Here is a 16,839-nt window from a genome sequence, read left to right on the forward strand (position 1 = left end):
CTGTCGCAGCCAACACTACTCATGTGTAGCGAGCAGCGGGCGTCAAGTCTATCCCCGGCGCGTCCGCGCTCAGCGTGCGCGCGGATGGGCCTCGGCGTAGACCTCGCGGAGGTGGTCGACAGTCACCAAGGTGTAGATCTGCGTCGTGGTGACCGAGGCGTGCCCGAGCAACTCCTGGACGACGCGGACGTCCGCGCCGCCCTCCAGCAGGTGCGTCGCATAGGAGTGGCGCAGCGTGTGCGGTGAGATCTCGAGGGCCAGTCCGGCCGAGGCCGCCGCGCGCCGGATGATCTCCCAGGCGCTCTGCCGCGACAGGCGCCGGCCCCGCGAGTTGAGCAGCAGCGCGGGGTCCCCATCGCCGCCGACGGCCGCCAACGCCGGACGACCGCGCACCAGCCACGCCTCGACGGCGCGGATGGCGTACGACCCCAGGGGCACCACCCTTTCCTTGCTGCCCTTGCCGTACAGGCGCAGCACCGCCGTGTCACCGTCCCGGACCTGCAGGGCATGGGTGAGGTCGTCCACGTCGAGGCGGACGATCTCGGAGATCCGGGCGCCGGTGCCGTAGAGGAGCTCGAGCAGCGCGGCGTCGCGCAATCCGGTCGGGGTCTCGCGGTCCGGAGTGGCGAGGAGCGCCTCCACCTGCCCCACGCCCAGCGCCTTCGGCAGGTGGCGCCCGGTGGCCGGCGGCCGGACGTCGGCCGCCGGATCCGCGCCCGTGATCCCCTCCCGGGCGACGAAGCGGTGGAAGGACCGTACGGCCACGACGGCGCGAGCCACCGACGAGGCCGCCAGTGGGCGGTGCTCACCGTCGCCGGCCGAAAGGTGGGCGGCGAATCCGCCGACCACCCCCTCGGTGATCCGGTCCGGGGCGCCGATGCCCAGCCCGGCCAGATAAGCGAGGTAGCGGTCCAGGTCGCGCCGGTAGTTGGTCAGGGTGTTGGCCGACAATCCCCGTTCGACACCCAGGTGCGCCAGGAATGTCGCCACCAGGTCGGCCAGGCCATCAGTGCTCATCGCGGCACCTCGGGCGTGGGATCGTCAGGCGAACGGTGCACGGGCGAGGAACTCCTCGCGCAAACGCCGCGCGGGCCATGGGGCATCGGCGTTCCGAAGACGATCCCAGCCGCGGGGACGGGCGGCCGCCGCGGCCATCACACCGGCGACGAGCACCGGGTTCTGCAGCCGGCCGTCGAGGATAGCGTCGACGACGTCGTCGAAGTCCGCCCGGACGATGTCCATGTGCGCCTCCTCACCGTCCGCGACGAACCCTGTCGGCTGCGGCTCCGGGTGCAGGTCGCGGGCGAGGTAGATGCGTACGCCCTCCTGGCTCGCCCCCGGAGAGGTGAACATGTCGACGAGCACTCGCCAGTCCGCGGCACGCAGCCCAACCTCTTCGGCGAGTTCACGCCGGGCCGCCGCCACGTAGTCCTCACCGTCGACGTCGAGCAACCCCGCGGGCGGCTCGACGAGGCGCAGACCGGCCGCGTGCCGGTACTGCCGGACCAGCACGATCCGGTCGTCGTCGTCGAGGGCGATGACACCGACGGCTCCGGGGTGGCGGATCCACTCCCGGCGCAGCTCGGCACCCGAGGGGTCGACCACCTGGTCGCGGACGAGGTCGAAGATGGCCCCCTCCCCGACCAGGTGGCGGGAGACGACGGGCCACCCCATCGGGACGTCCGCCAGCTCCGTCCCCGACACCACTTCCGTCACGTCAGGCCTCGTCCTCGACCGGCAGGCGGTCGCTGTCGCGGCGCTGCAGGGAGGCCCGGATCAGGCCGGCGAACAGCGGGTGCGGGCGGGTCGGACGGGACTCGAACTCGGGGTGGGCCTGGGTGGCGACGAAGTACGGGTGCACCTGCTCGGGCAGCTCGATGAACTCGACCAGGTTGCGGTCCGGCGAGGTGCCGCTGATCACCAGACCGGCCTCCTCGAGGCGGGGCCGGTAGGCGTTGTTGACCTCGTAGCGGTGGCGGTGGCGTTCCGAGACGTGCACCGAACCGTAGAGCCGCGACACCTGCGAATCCCGCTCGAGCAGGGCGTCGTACGCTCCGAGCCGCATCGACCCGCCCAGATCGCCCTCCCCCGAGACGATCGCCTGCTGCTCGGCCATGGTGGCGATCACCGGGTCGGTGGTGTCGGCATTGAACTCCGACGAGTCGGCCCCGTCGATACCGGCCAGGTGCCGGGCCACCTCGATGACCATCACCTGCAGCCCCAGGCACAGGCCGAGGATCGGGATGCGATGTTCGCGGGCGAAACGTACGGCCCCGATCTTGCCCTCGACACCGCGGATGCCGAAGCCGCCGGGCACGCAGATGCCGTCGACGTCGCCGAGGTGCTCGGCGGCACCCTCAGGGGTCTGGCAGCTGTCCGAGGGCACCCACTTGACGCTGACCTTGGCCCAGTTCGCGAAACCTCCGGCGCGCAGCGCCTCGGTGACCGACAGGTAGGCATCGGGCAGGTCGATGTACTTGCCGACCAGCGCGATGGTGACCTCCTCGCGCGGCTTGTGGACGCGCTCGAGCAGGTCGTTCCACTTGGCCCAGTCGACGTCGCGGAACGGGAGGTTGAGGCGGCGGACGACGAACACGTCGAGGCCCTCGTTGTAGAGGACCTTGGGGATGTCGTAGATCGAGGGTGCGTCGGGGCAGGAGACGACCGCCTCCTCCTCGACGTCGCAGAACAGCGCGATCTTGTGCTTGATCCCCCGGGGATCTCCCGGTCGGAGCGGCAGACGATGGCGTCGGGCTGGATGCCGCCCTGGCGCAGCGCCGCGACGGAGTGCTGGGTGGGCTTGGTCTTCAGCTCACCGGACGGGCCGAGGTAGGGCACCAGGGAGACGTGGAGGAAGAACGAGTTGTCCCGGCCGACCTCGCGGCGCACCTGGCGGGCCGCCTCGAGGAAGGGCAGCGACTCGATGTCGCCGACGGTGCCGCCGATCTCGTGGATGACGACGTCGACATCGTCGCCACCCATCCGCAGCATCTCGTCCTTGATCTCGTTGGTGATGTGCGGGATCACCTGGACCGTGTCGCCGAGGTACTCGCCGCGACGCTCCTTCGCGATGACGGACGCGTAGACCTTGCCGGTCGTGACGTTGGCATCGGCGTTGAGGTGCCGGTCGAGGAAACGCTCGTAGTGTCCGATGTCGAGGTCGGTCTCCGCACCGTCCTCGGTGACGAACACCTCACCGTGCTGGAAGGGGTTCATCGTGCCGGGATCCACGTTGATATAGGGATCCAGCTTCTGCATGGTGACGCGCAAGCCGCGGGCAACCAGGAGGTTGCCGAGGCTTGAGGCGGTCAGTCCCTTGCCGAGCGACGAGGCGACACCTCCAGTGACGAAGATGTGCTTGGTCTCGACGTGATGCTGGTTCATTTTCGCGTGGCCCACGGGCCTCCACCTTATCGGCTGGAAGGCTTCGGGACCAACGATCCGGCGGACAGTGGCTCGGCGGCCACCGCGAGGAGCTCCTCGGCATGCGCCAGCGCGGTGTCCGTGGTGTCGATTCCGGCCATCATCCGGGCGAGTTCGCCGGCCCGGTCCGCCTCGGCGACCTCACGGACGCCACTGGTGGTGATGTGCCCGTCGTCGGCCTTGACCACCACGAAGTGGCGGTCGGCGAAGGCGGCGACCTGGGCGAGATGGGTGACGACGACCACCTGGGAACGTTCGGCGAGCCGCTTGAGTCGGCGGCCGATCTCGACGGCCACGGCGCCACCGACGCCGGAATCCACCTCGTCGAAGACGAGGGTCTGCCCGGGGCTGTCGGCGACGGTCACCTCGAGGGCGAGGCGGACACGGGAGAGCTCGCCGCCGGAGGCCACCTTGCCGAGCGGACCGGGCTGCGAGCCGGGGTTCGCGGCGAAGAGGAACTCTGTCGTCTCCGCACCCCAGGGGCCCCGCTCCCCCGGCTCCAGCACCACGGTGAGACGCGCCTGCGGCATGGCGAGCGCCGCCAGTTCGACGCGGACCGCGTCCTCGAGGTGGCGTGCGGCAGCGGTGCGGGCCGCGGTGAGGTCACGCGCGAGACCCTCCAGCCGGCTGGTCAACTGCTCGACCCGGGCGGACAACTGCTCGATCCGGTCGTCGGTGCCGACGAGGTCGTCGAGGCGGGCCCGGGAGGCGTCGGCCCAGGCCAGCACGGCATCGGTGGTGTCGCCGTACTTGCGGTGCAGCGCGGACAGGGCGGCCCGGCGAGCGGTGATCTCCTCGAGGCGGGCCGGGTCGGCCTCCAGGCCCGCGAGGTACCCGGCCAGGTCTGCGCCGAGGTCGTTGAGCTGGTAAAGGACCTCACGCGTCCGAGCGGCCAGGGCCGCTGCGGGCGCGTCGGCGTCGGCGATGGACTCCAGGGCGTGGCGGGCGACCCCGACGAGGGCGGCAGCGCCGGGCGAGGTGTCGAAATCGACCTCGTCGCCGTTGAGTGCCAGGGCCGCCTTGGCGGCACCGACGCGCAGGTCGTCGACGGCCTGGAGCCGCCGTGTCTCCGCGAGCAGTTCCTCATCCTCGCCCGGTGTCGGATCGACGGCGGCGATCTCGTCGAGGGCATGGCGCAGCATGTCGACCTCGCGCGCCCGCTCCCGGGCCTGCGTACGCAGGGTGTCGAGCTCGGCCGACGCTGCCCGCCAGTCCTGCCAGCTGGCCCGGTAGTCCGCCCTGATCGCCAGCAGCTGCTCACCGCCGAACCGATCGAGCATGTCGCGCTGGGTCTCGGGCAGGGCGAGTCGGATCTGGCCGGACTGGCCGTGGATGGTGATGAGCTCCTCGCTGACCGTGCTCAGCGCGGCGACCGGGACCTGGGCCCCGCCGACGTACGCGCGGGAGCGCCCGGCGGCGCCGACGGTGCGGGCCAGGACGAGTTCGGGGCCGTCGTCCGGCTCGTCGAATACCCCTCCGAGGTCGCCGACACGGTCGAGAACCGGGTCGGGCAGCCGGCCGAAGCGGCCCTCGACCCGCGCCGTCCGCTCCGCCCCGACCGCGTCACGACGGACGATGCCTCGTGCAGCGCGCTGGCCGAGGAGCAGTCCCAGGCCGCTGACGATCATGGTCTTGCCCGCGCCGGTCTCGCCGGTCACGGCCGTGAAGCCGGGGGCGAGGTCGAGCGTGGCCTCCGCGATCACCCCGAGGTCACTGATCCTCAGTTCGGAGATCATGCGCCGTGCCGTTCATGGGTGCCACGCCGCTCCGCGGCACCGCGCCACCCCTCGACGCTGAGCCCGAACTTGCGGACCAGTCGGCCGGTGAAGTCGTCCGGCGCAATGCGCGCGAGCTGCAGGCGATGCTGGCCACGGGTCACGTCGAGGACATTGCCGGGAGACAGGTCGAAGGAGCGACGTCCGTCGAGCCAGACCACGGCGTTGTTCTGTTCGGCGCGGACGACCTGGACGTGGACGTGCGCGTCGGCCGGTACGACGACGGGCCGGTTGAACAGGGCATGGGCGCTGAGCGGGACGATCAGCATCGCGTCGACCCCCGGCCAGGTCACCGGGCCCCCGGCGGAGAAGGCGTACGCGGTGGAACCCGTCGGGGTGGAGACGAGGATCCCGTCGCAGCTCCACCGGGACAGCGGCTGGTCGTTGACAGCCACCACGGCCTCCAGCATCCGTTGCCGCGAGGCCTTCTCCAGCGAGGCCTCGTTGACGGCGAACGACTCCCACAGGACGTCGCCCCCCGGGCTGGAGAGGACTCGCACGCGGGCGGTGAGCCGGGTCTCGGTGTGGTAGGTCCGATGGCACACCGCGGTGACCACCTGGTCGATCTGGGAGGACTCCGCCTCGGCGAGGAAGCCGACGTGCCCGAGGTTGACGCCGAGGATCGGCAGGTCGACCGACAGCGCCCACTCGACACCGCGCAGGATGGTCCCGTCACCGCCGAAGACCACGGCCAGTTCGCAGCCGTTCGTCCCGGCCTCGTCGACCAGATCGGTCCGCAGGTCGGCACCGTCGAGGAACGACGCCATCTCCTTGGTGTCGGCCCGCGGCAGGACGCAGGTGATGTCCTGACCCGCGACGCCGTGCATGAACTGGACGGCGGCGCGCACCGCCTCGGGGCGGTGGGTGTGCGTGATCACCGCGACGCGCCTTCCGGCGGCGCCGGTCTCCGGGTCGGTGGCGCTGACGACGGGACCGGATTGCGGGGTGCTCACCCGGCCAGCCTAAACGCTGCGGGACGGGTCCGGCTGCAGTCCCGCCCATGCCGCCAGCATGGCGGCGGCGACGGCGGCGCCGCAGAACACCGAGACAGCCGGCCAGCCGCCGACGGTGAACAGGTACCCGCCGGCCCAGCCCATGACCGAGGACCCGCTGTAGTAGAAGAAGTTGTAGAGCGCGGTGGCCTGGGCCCGACCTTCGCTCGCCATCATGCCGGCGAGCGCCGAGGCGATGGCGTGCCCGGCGAAGAAACCGGCGGTCAGCACGACGAGTCCCAGGATGACGACGGCGATGGACGGCAACCAGGTGAGCGCGAGCCCGGTGAGCATCAACCCGGCCGCTCCCAGCAGGACTGTACGCCGCCCCCGGTGGACTGCGGCGCGGGTCGCCCGGCTCGAGGACCAGGTCCCCGCCAGGTAGGACAGGAAGAGCAGCGAGGTGATCGTCGGGGACAGGTCGAAGGGGGGACGCTCCAGCCGAAAGCCGAGGTAGTTGTACACGGTGACGAAGGCGCCCATCAGGCAGAAGGCCTGGGCGAACACCGCCAGCATCCTCGGGCTACGCAGATGCCCGGCGGCCCGGCGCGTCACCTCCGCCAGCGACGTGCGCCGCGGGATGAACCGTCGCGCAGGCGGAACCAGGACAGCGAAGAGGACTGCCGCCACGACGCTGAGACCCAGAACGGCACCGACGCCGGCCCGCCAGGACCCGGTGAGATCGGTGATGGGGCCCGAGACGAGGCGGCCTGACAGTCCGCCGAGTGACGTTCCCGAGATGTAGAGACCCGTGGCCGCAGCCATCGACGCGGCGTGCGTCTCCTCGGTGATGTACGCGACGGCGACGCCCGCGACACCGCCGAGACAGGCACCTTCCAGGAACCGCAGGACGACCATCACCGGCAGTGCGGTGGTGAACGGGACGACCGCACCGATCACCGTGGCCCCGACGATCGCGATCAGCATCGTCCGGACCCGGCCGGCTCGATCCGCCAGCCAGGACCACAGCAACACGGACACCGCCAACCCGCCGGTGGCGGCGGACACCAGCAGGGCCGCTGCCGCCGGGGGAACGCGCAGTCCGGTGCTGATCGCCGGGAGGACGGCCTGTGGCGCGTACAACTGTGCGAAGGTCGCCACACCGGCGAAGAACATCGCCGCCAGGAGTCGGCTGAAGTCGCGGGTGCCGCGACGATGCCCCGCCCAGCCCGTTCGGCTCGGGTCGTGCCCGGCACCTCCAGCCGATGCCTGCTCGTCCTCCGTACCGTCGGCGAAGTGGTCGCTCGTCCTGCTCACCTTCCGTTCCGCGCCAGGCGCAGGAAGTACTCGACGTTGCCGGCAGGACCCGGCAGCCTGCTCGGGGCGTGTCCGGTGACCACCCAACTGAGCTCCTCGGCCGCCCGGGCGACCGCGTCGACGGCGGCGAGCCGCGCGCGCTCGTCGCGTACGACGCCCTTGCGGTCCAGCCCCTGGCGCCCGACCTCGAACTGGGGCTTGACCATGAGCAGAGCGTACGCCGCCTTGTCGCAGACCCCGGTGATCGCCGGAATCAGGTGCGTCAACGAGATGAAGGAGACGTCCGCGACCACCAGGTCGACCGGTGCGTCATCGAGATCGGCGAGGGTGATCGCCTTGGCGTTGAGCCCTTCCCGGACGTGCACCCTCGGATCGTCGCGTACCGCCGCGGCGAGTTGGTCGTGACCGACGTCCACCGCATACACGACCTGGCAGCCGGACGCGAGCAGCACCTGCGTGAACCCACCGGTGGAGGCGCCGACGTCCAGGGCTCGTCCGCCGATCGGGACCGGAAGGTCCTCGAGGGCCCCGAGCAACTTGTGCGCGGCGCGCCCCACCCACTCCTCACCGTCGACGTCGAGTCCATCGGCGCCGGCGGGGACCATCGTGGCCGGACGAGTGACCGTCCGGCCCCCGACCCGGACACGACCGGAGCGGATCAGCTCCTGGGCATGGCTTCGGGACCGAGCCAGCCCGGACTCGGCCAGGGCCAGATCCAGCCGTCGATGGCCGGTGGTCACCGCGCCAGCTCCGCCGCCACCGCCTCCTCGACGGTCGAGGGGTCAGCGGTCTGGCCGGCATCCCGGGCCGCCCACACCAGGCGTGCCGTCGCCCGGACGAGGTCGAGTGCCTCGCCGGGGGACACGATGGTGACCGACCCATCCTGCAGGCGCACGTGCGCCTCCCCGCATCGGGCCTCGTCCTCGTCCAGGACCACCGACGCGGCGGGCGCCAGCAAGTCGCGCAGGTCCCGCCCGATATGGGTGGGTCGTTGCGCTGCATCGGCGCCGAAGAGATCGGCCACGCGGTGCGTCCCGGAGAAGACGAGCATGGTGTCCATGCCGGTGTTCGTACCGCCGGCGATATCGGTGTCCAGACGGTCACCGATGAAGATCGGCCGTCCGGCGCCGAGCCGCGCGGCCGCGGCCTCCATCAGCGGCTTCTCGGGCTTGCCGGCCGTGCGGGGGTTGCCCCCGACAACCATCCGGACGACAGCGATCTGGGCACCTGCTCCCGGCTCCAGACCCCGATCTGTCGGTCGGGTCGGGTCGGCGTTCGTCGCGAACCAGCCTGCTCCGCGCTGCACGGCGAGCGCGGCCTCGGTGAGCGTCGCCCAGTTCAGATCGGGCTCGTACCCCTGGATCACCGCGTCCGGGGCATCCTCCGCCGATGTGGTCACGACGAAACCAGCCGCCCTGACCTGCTCGGCGAGAGCGGCCGACCCGCAGACGAGCACCGTCGCCCCTGCCGGGAGCTCCTGGGCCAGCATTCGTACGCCTGCCTGCCCGGAGGTGATCACCTCCTCGGCACTGCAGGGGATGCCCAAGCTGATCAGGTGCTCGACCACCGCCTGCGGAGCGCGGGCAGCGTTGTTCGTCACGAAGCACACCGGCACTGAGCGTTCCCGCAGGGCCGCCAGTCCTTCGGGTGCCCCCGGAACGGCCTCAGGCCCCAGATACACCACTCCGTCCAGGTCGAACAGGGCGGCGTCGTAGTCGGAGATCAGCTCACTCATCAGCGACTCCGTTGTCCCCAGGCTCGGCGGCCGCAGAATCGGACGAGGTCTCGGCCGTCTGGTCGCTCACCGATTCGGGCGCAACATCGGGCCGATCCGACTCCTGAGCCGGCGTGACGTCCTGCGGCTGCGCCTCGGACACGTCCGTGCGCTCCGCCTCCGTTGCGGAGGTCGGCTCGGGGACGTCGTCCACCTGCTGGGCCTCGGCCGCGAGCTGACCCTCGTCAGCGGTGTCCTCTGCCTGTTCGGAGTCCTGGTCCTCGTCGGAGTCCTCGTCCTCCTCGTCGAAGTCGAACTCGAAATCAACGCCGTCAAGCAGCTCGATCTGGTCGGCGGCATCCAGTTCGCGCGCTGTGTCGAGCTCGTCGGCAATCATGAACCATTCACGAGCCTCGTCAGGCTGGTCATGCCGCAGGAGCATCGCCGCATAGGCGTAGGCGAGTCGCGCATGGGCCTCGTGCGGGATGTCCTTCGACAGGCGACCCAGGAATGTCCTGAGGACGCGCATCCCCTCCTTGGCCTGGCCGAGATCCTCACGGGCACCGGCCTCGATGATCACCAACTCGACCTTGCTGCGCTGGGTCATGTCCACCAGCTTTGCCTCGCGGACGAGGCGCAGGGCCTCCTCCGGACGGCCCAGGGCACGCTCACAGTCGGCCATCACCGGGAGGTAGGCGGAGTCCCCACTCAACCGACGCAGGGCCCGATACTCGGTCAGCGCAACCGCGAAGTCCTCCGCGGCATAGGCCGTTTCGGCGACCGCCTCGCGAACCAGCGGCAGTCGTGCCCCTCGACGCTTGGCCGCAAGGGCGTGGCGCAGCGCCAGGGCAGGATCGTCATCGACCAGATCCCCCGCTGCCACAAGGTGCGCGCTCACGAACTCCGCCGCCTCGGAGGACAGCCCCCTCAGCTCCGCCCGCACCTCCCTGGGCAGGCGCGACAGATCCACATCCTGTGGCACCGGCGGCTCGTCAGCGGCTCGCTCGAGACCCGGCGGGACAGGCTCGCGCTCGCGGTCCGCCCGTCCGGCGAAGCCCCGTTCGGGACCACGGCCACGCCCTTCAGGACCACGGCTGTCTCGCCCACGGCCTTCGGACCCCCGAGTGGGACGGTCAGTGCCTCGACCGCGATCGCCACCCCTGCGGTCACGGGAGTCCTGCCAGGCTCGATTACCCTGGCCACTCTCCCGGCCGCGCTCCGGGCGTGATCCCTGACGCATCTGGTCGCCGTGGTCGAACTCGGGACGCCGCATGTCCTCGGGGCGTCGTTCTCCGCGCCCGGCCTGAGGACTGCCCGCGGAGCGCTGCCCCGAATCCGGACGCGAGCCCCACCGACCCCCGGTGGATCCACTGTCGCGTCCACCGGTTCGCCGGTCGTCGCCGCCTCCGCGCCGCTCGTAGCCACCCGAGCGCTCGCGACGCTCCCCTCCGCCACGCTGCTCGTCATAGCGGGGCCGACCTTCACCAGTGCTTCTCCGCTGAGGGCGGTCCCCGCGGGTCGGACTTCCTTCCCGCTCGGCACGCCGGCCGCTCTCGCCGCCACGCCATTCGCCACCGCGCGACTCGCCAGCGCGGGAGTCACGACCGCGGGACTCGCCACCGCGGGACTCGCCACCGCGGGACTCGCCAGCGCGGGAGTCACGACCGCGGGACTCGCCACCGCGGGACTCGCCACCGCGGGACTCGCCACCGCGACCCTGGCCGCCCGAACGAGGTCCTCCAGACCTCTGACCCCGGAAATCTCCGGAGCGTTCCGCTCCGCCACGGCCACGGAAACCACCGGAACGATCACTATCGGAGCGACGCTCGCCCCCTTCGCGGCCCTGACCGCTGTCACGGCCGCGCTCCGATCCAGGACGCTCTCCGCGGTATCCGCCACGATCGTCGCCAGAGCGCTCACCGCGGTACCCGCCACGATCGCCTTCACCGCGGTACCCGCCACGATCGCCTTCACCGCGGTACCCGCCACGGTCACCACCGGAGCGACCGCCCTGGCCACGCTGACCGCCGCGATCACCGCCAGAACCCTCACCCCGGTATCCGCCACCGCGGTATCCGCCACGGTCACCACCGGAGCGACCGCCCTGGCCGCCTTGGCCGCCCTGACCACCGCGACCGCCACCAGCGCGGCCACCACGGCCGGAGCCGCCCTGGTGTCCTCTGTTTTCGTCGCCCATGGCGAGTCCTTTCGCAAAAATGCATCTATAACGCAGCTGAGGCCGGCACCTGACGGTACCGGCCTCCAGCCGTACCACCCCGAGGGGTGGTGTGTGTTGTCCGGCGATGTCCTAGTCTCCCACACACTCCCGTGTGCAGTACCATCGGCGCTGGAAGGCTTGACTTCCGGGTTCGGAATGTGGCCGGGTATTTCCCTTCCGCCATGATCACCGTAACACTGTCGAAACAGTTTCACACTATTCAACTGTCACCACCCACCCTTACGGGGTTGGGCGGCCAGGAACCGTGTGTTTGTGTTCCGGGAACAACATAGTGGACGCGAGTCTTTGCAGCAGATTTTCTTGGTGTGTAAGGTAAGCCCTCGGCCTATTAGTATCGGTCAGCTCCACCCATTTCTAGGCTTCCACATCCGACCTATCAACCCAGTCGTCTACTGGGGGCCTTACCAAAAAGTGGGAGTCCTCATCTTGAAGCGTGCTTCCCGCTTAGATGCTTTCAGCGGTTATCACTTCCCAACGTAGCCAACCAGCCATGCTCTTGGCAGAACAACTGGCACACCAGAGGTTGGTCCGTCCCGGTCCTCTCGTACTAAGGACAGCCCTTCTCAAGACTCCTACGCGCACAGCGGATAGGGACCGAACTGTCTCACGACGTTCTGAACCCAGCTCGCGTGCCGCTTTAATGGGCGAACAGCCCAACCCTTGGGACCGACTCCAGCCCCAGGATGCGACGAGCCGACATCGAGGTGCCAAACCATGCCGTCGCTATGGACGCTCGGGCAAGATCAGCCTGTTATCCCCGGGGTACCTTTTATCCGTTGAGTGACGGCGCTTCCACACGCCACCGTCAGATCACTAGTCCCGACTTTCGTCCCTGCTCGACCCGTCAGTCTCACAGTCAAGCTCCCTTGTGCACTTACACTCGACACCTGATTGCCAACCAGGCTGAGGGAACCTTTGGGCGCCTCCGTTACTCTTTGGGAGGCGACCGCCCCAGTCAAACTACCCATCAGGCACTGTCCCTGAACCAGATCATGGTCCGAGGTTAGATAACCAGAACAACCAGAGTGGTATTTCAACAATGACTCCACAACCACTGGCGTGGCCGCTTCAACGTCTCCCACCTATCCTACACAAGCTGTACCGATCACCAATACCAAACTATAGTAAAGGTCCCGGGGTCTTTCCGTCCTGCTGCGCGTAACGAGCATCTTTACTCGTAGTGCAATTTCACCGAGTTCGTGGTTGAGACAGTGCCCGAGTCGTTACTCCATTCGTGCAGGTCGGAACTTACCCGACAAGGAATTTCGCTACCTTAGGATGGTTATAGTTACCACCGCCGTTTACTGGGGCTTAAGTTCAGTGCTTCACCGAAGTTGACACGTCCCCTTAACCTTCCAGCACCGGGCAGGAGTCAGTCCGTATACATCGTCTTACGACTTGGCACGGACCTGTGTTTTTGATAAACAGTCGCTTGGGCCTGGTCTCTGCGGCCATCAACGCTTCACCACGCAAAGGCGGATCACGCATCCGGCCCCCTTATCCCGAAGTTACGGGGGTATTTTGCCGAGTTCCTTAACCACGATTCTCTCGATCGCCTTAGTATTCTCTACTCATCCACCTGTGTCGGTTTAGGGTACGGGCGGCTCATGACATCGCTCACGAAGCTTTTCTCGGCAGCATAGGATCACCCACACCACCACACGAATGTGGCAGTGGCATCAGGTCTCAGACACACAAGGCACGGATTTACCTATACCTCGTCCTACACCTTTACCCTGGGACAACCACCGCCCAGGATGGGCTACCTTCCTGCGTCACTCCGTAGCTTGCCTACTACACGTCTGGGTCGCAGAGTCACTGAACCCGGCCACCCGAAGGTGACATGGGAACAGCTTCCGTGCTCAGCATCGCGCGCCTCGGCAGGGGCGCCATTACACCGGTACGGGAATATCAACCCGTTGTCCATCGACTACGCCTGTCGGCCTCGCCTTAGGTCCCGACTTACCCAGGGCAGATTAGCTTGACCCTGGAACCCTTGGATATTCGGCGGACGGGTTTCTCACCCGTCATTCGCTACTCATGCCTGCATTCTCACTCGCGCACACTCCACGGCCGGGTCACCCCGCCGCTTCACCACGTGCACGACGCTCCCCTACCCATCCACACCAATGTGTGAATGCCATAGCTTCGGCGGATTACTTAAGCCCCGCTGAATTGTCGGCGCAGAATCACTTGACCAGTGAGCTATTACGCACTCTTTCAAGGGTGGCTGCTTCCAAGCCAACCTCCTGGTTGTCACCGCAACTCCACATCCTTTTCCACTTAGTAACCACTTAGGGGCCTTAGCTGATGATCTGGGCTGTTTCCCTCTCGACAATGAAGCTTATCCCCCACTGTCTCACTGCCACGCTCTGGCTTCACCGGCATTCGGAGTTTGGCTGATTTCGGTAAGCTTGTGGGCCCCCTAGACCATCCAGTGCTCTACCTCCGGGAAGAAACACGTGACGCTGCACCTAAATGCATTTCGGGGAGAACCAGCTATCACGTAGTTTGATTGGCCTTTCACCCCTATCCACAGCTCATCCCCCCAGTTTTCAACCTAGGTGGGTTCGGTCCTCCACGACGTCTTACCGTCGCTTCAACCTGGCCATGGATAGATCACTACGCTTCGGGTCTAGAGCATGCGACTCAACGCCCTTATCGGACTCGCTTTCGCTACGACTACCCCACACGGGTTAACCTCGCCACACACCACTAACTCGCAGGCTCATTTTTCAATAGGCACGCCGTCACCCTCGCAGGCTCCGACGGCTTGTAGGCGACCGGTTTCAGGTACTATTTCACTCCCCTCCCGGGGTACTTTTCACCATTCCCTCACGGTACTGATCCGCTATCGGTCACCAAGGAGTATTTAGGCTTAGCGGGTGGTCCCGCCAGATTCACACGAAATTCCAGGAGTCCCGTGCTACTTGGGAACCGCCCCATGGAGTGCACACCTTACGTCTACAGGGGTATTACCTGCTCTGCCGGACCTTCCCAGAATCCTTCGACTTCAGTGCACATTTTTGACTCCACGACCCGTCGACAGCCAGGTCAAAGACGGCCCCACAACCCCACGCATGCAACCCCTGTCAGGTCTCACACACACGCAGTTTGGCCTCATCCGCGTTCGCTCGCCACTACTTACGGAATCACTTTTGTTTTCTCTTCCTATGGGTACTGAGATGTTTCACTTCCCCACGTTCCCTCCCACTACCCTATAGATTCAGGTAGAGGTCGCTCCACATGACTGGAGACATTCGAGGTTTCCCTATTCGGACATCCCCGGATCACAGCTCGTTTACCAACTCCCCGGGGCTTATCGCAGGTTACAACGTCCTTCATCGGCTCTTGGTGCCAAGGCATCCACCGATCGCCCTTAGTAGCTTTCCCAACACAAATATCAAGAAAATAAATCTACAAAGATGCTCGCGTCCACTATGAAGTTCTCAAAACACAAACAACACCACAACCACACACGTGCGGATGCGATCCCGTCCAAGACCACCACCCCCAACCGGGAGCAGATGGCCACACCAGGTGGCCGAGGTCTCAGGACCCAACAGTGCGCCCCACCCACCACACCACCCCCGGACCCGAAAGCCCACGGACGCGCAGTGACCCCCGCCAGGCCTCTAGACCCAACGGGAGCAGTCAATGTTCCACCCAGAAAACCCTTACCGGCCTGCCGGCCACACCACGTGACCGATCCACCGGCAACCACCCCACCCCCACCAGACAGGCCGGCAGACGTGGAATGTTCTGTTTCGGGCTCCTTAGAAAGGAGGTGATCCAGCCGCACCTTCCGGTACGGCTACCTTGTTACGACTTAGTCCTAATTACCAGCCCCACCTTCGACGACTCCCTCCCCAAAGGGTTGGGCCGCCGGCTTCGGGTGTTGCCGACTTTCATGACTTGACGGGCGGTGTGTACAAGGCCCGGGAACGTATTCACCGCAGCGTTGCTGATCTGCGATTACTAGCGACTCCGACTTCATGGGGTCGAGTTGCAGACCCCAATCCGAACTGAGACCGGCTTTTTGAGATTCGCTCACCCTCACAGGCTCGCAGCTCTTTGTACCGGCCATTGTAGCATGCGTGAAGCCCTGGACATAAGGGGCATGATGACTTGACGTCATCCCCACCTTCCTCCGAGTTGACCCCGGCAGTCTCCTATGAGTCCCCAACCGAATTGCTGGCAACATAGGACAAGGGTTGCGCTCGTTGCGGGACTTAACCCAACATCTCACGACACGAGCTGACGACAGCCATGCACCACCTGTAAACCGGCCCAAAGGGAGGCCACATCTCTGCAGCTTTCCGGCATATGTCAAACCCAGGTAAGGTTCTTCGCGTTGCATCGAATTAATCCGCATGCTCCGCCGCTTGTGCGGGCCCCCGTCAATTCCTTTGAGTTTTAGCCTTGCGGCCGTACTCCCCAGGCGGGGCACTTAATGCGTTAGCTACGGCACGGATCACGTGGAATGTGACCCACACCTAGTGCCCACCGTTTACGGCGTGGACTACCAGGGTATCTAAGCCTGTTTGCTCCCCACGCTTTCGCTTCTCAGCGTCAGGAAATGTCCAGAGAACCGCCTTCGCCACTGGTGTTCCTCCTGATATCTGCGCATTCCACCGCTCCACCAGGAATTCCATTCTCCCCTACATTCCTCTAGTCAGCCCGTATCGAAAGCAAGCTCAGGATTAAGGCCTGAGTTTTCACTTTCGACGTGACAAACCGCCTACAAGCTCTTTACGCCCAATAATTCCGGACAACGCTCGCACCCTACGTATCACCGCGGCTGCTGGCACGTAGTTGGCCGGTGCTTCTTCTGCAGGTACCGTCACAAAAGCTTCGTCCCTGCTGAAAGCGGTTTACAACCCGAAGGCCGTCATCCCGCACGCGGCGTTGCTGCGTCAGGCTTCCGCCCATTGCGCAATATTCCCCACTGCTGCCTCCCGTAGGAGTCTGGGCCGTATCTCAGTCCCAATGTGGCCGGTCACCCTCTCAGGCCGGCTACCCGTCGAAGCCTTGGTGAGCCACTACCTCACCAACAAGCTGATAGGCCGCGAGTCCATCCCCCACCGCCGGAGCTTTCCACCCCCACCCATGCAGGCAGGAGTCATATCCGGTATTAGCCACCATTTCTGGTAGTTATCCCAAAGTGAAGGGCAGGTTACTCACGTGTTACTCACCCGTTCGCCACTCGTGTACCCCGAAGGGCCTTACCGTTCGACTTGCATGTGTTAAGCACGCCGCCAGCGTTCGTCCTGAGCCAGGATCAAACTCTCCATCGAAAAAATATCGCAAAACCCCGAAAGGCTGATGCGTCACAATGAAAAGAGATCTGACAATCCCAGACATAAACTGGTCATTACATATCTCAAAGAAATCCGACCATCACCGAAGCAATGGCCGAGGACAACACAAAAACAACAT

The 16,839-nt window shown here is 66.3% G+C and carries 9 protein-coding genes, 3 rRNA genes and 1 pseudogene; all 13 read right to left on the reverse strand.

Annotated features, from left to right (window positions below; all coding sequences use genetic code 11):
* Nucleotides 1-69 precede the first annotated feature (69 nt).
* Nucleotides 70-1,017 carry a site-specific tyrosine recombinase XerD gene (locus Rai3103_RS15850; protein WP_153573380.1) on the reverse strand — a complete coding sequence of 316 codons (948 nt, stop codon included), beginning with the start codon at nt 1,015-1,017 and terminating at the stop codon, nt 70-72.
* A gap of 24 nt (nt 1,018-1,041) precedes the next feature.
* Nucleotides 1,042-1,674 carry an NUDIX domain-containing protein gene (locus tag Rai3103_RS15855; RefSeq protein WP_153573818.1) on the reverse strand — a complete coding sequence of 211 codons (633 nt, stop codon included), beginning with the start codon at nt 1,672-1,674 and terminating at the stop codon, nt 1,042-1,044.
* A 43-nt stretch (nt 1,675-1,717) separates the two neighbouring features.
* Nucleotides 1,718-3,384 (reverse strand): annotated as a pseudogene (locus tag Rai3103_RS15860) (CTP synthase).
* A 26-nt stretch (nt 3,385-3,410) separates the two neighbouring features.
* Nucleotides 3,411-5,159, reverse strand: a complete 1,749-nt coding sequence (gene recN, locus Rai3103_RS15865) for a DNA repair protein RecN (RefSeq protein ID WP_153573381.1) — start codon at nt 5,157-5,159, stop codon at nt 3,411-3,413.
* Complete coding sequence (locus Rai3103_RS15870; protein WP_153573382.1) at nt 5,156-6,151, reverse strand: NAD kinase; 996 nt, start codon at nt 6,149-6,151, stop codon at nt 5,156-5,158. Before Rai3103_RS15870 ends, recN begins: the two co-directional genes overlap by 4 nt.
* 9 nt (nt 6,152-6,160) lie before the next feature.
* Nucleotides 6,161-7,447 (reverse strand): MFS transporter, encoded by a 1,287-nt coding sequence (locus Rai3103_RS15875; protein ID WP_228488995.1) that lies wholly within the window; start codon nt 7,445-7,447, stop codon nt 6,161-6,163.
* Nucleotides 7,444-8,187 carry a TlyA family RNA methyltransferase gene (locus Rai3103_RS15880; RefSeq protein ID WP_153573383.1) on the reverse strand — a complete coding sequence of 248 codons (744 nt, stop codon included), beginning with the start codon at nt 8,185-8,187 and terminating at the stop codon, nt 7,444-7,446. The genes Rai3103_RS15875 and Rai3103_RS15880 overlap by 4 nt, the downstream gene beginning before the upstream one ends.
* Complete coding sequence (locus tag Rai3103_RS15885) at nt 8,184-9,182, reverse strand: HAD-IIA family hydrolase (protein ID WP_153573384.1); 999 nt, start codon at nt 9,180-9,182, stop codon at nt 8,184-8,186. The genes Rai3103_RS15880 and Rai3103_RS15885 overlap by 4 nt, the downstream gene beginning before the upstream one ends.
* The gene (locus Rai3103_RS15890; protein ID WP_153573385.1) at nt 9,175-10,059 is read right to left on the reverse strand and encodes a hypothetical protein; all 885 of its coding nucleotides are present in this window, start codon (nt 10,057-10,059) and stop codon (nt 9,175-9,177) included. Before Rai3103_RS15890 ends, Rai3103_RS15885 begins: the two co-directional genes overlap by 8 nt.
* A gap of 29 nt (nt 10,060-10,088) precedes the next feature.
* Nucleotides 10,089-11,318 carry a hypothetical protein gene (locus Rai3103_RS15895; RefSeq protein ID WP_153573386.1) on the reverse strand — a complete coding sequence of 410 codons (1,230 nt, stop codon included), beginning with the start codon at nt 11,316-11,318 and terminating at the stop codon, nt 10,089-10,091.
* A 138-nt stretch (nt 11,319-11,456) separates the two neighbouring features.
* Nucleotides 11,457-11,573: ribosomal RNA gene (gene rrf / locus Rai3103_RS15900) — 5S ribosomal RNA — on the reverse strand.
* A 135-nt stretch (nt 11,574-11,708) separates the two neighbouring features.
* A 23S ribosomal RNA gene (locus Rai3103_RS15905) occupies nt 11,709-14,793 on the reverse strand.
* A 387-nt stretch (nt 14,794-15,180) separates the two neighbouring features.
* Nucleotides 15,181-16,697, reverse strand: a 16S ribosomal RNA gene (locus Rai3103_RS15910).
* Together the 16S, 23S and 5S rRNA genes form the textbook arrangement of a ribosomal RNA operon.
* Nucleotides 16,698-16,839 lie beyond the last annotated feature (142 nt).

It is taken from the genome of Raineyella fluvialis, assembly GCF_009646095.1.
Taxonomy (GTDB): Bacteria; Actinomycetota; Actinomycetes; order Propionibacteriales; family Propionibacteriaceae; genus Raineyella; species Raineyella fluvialis.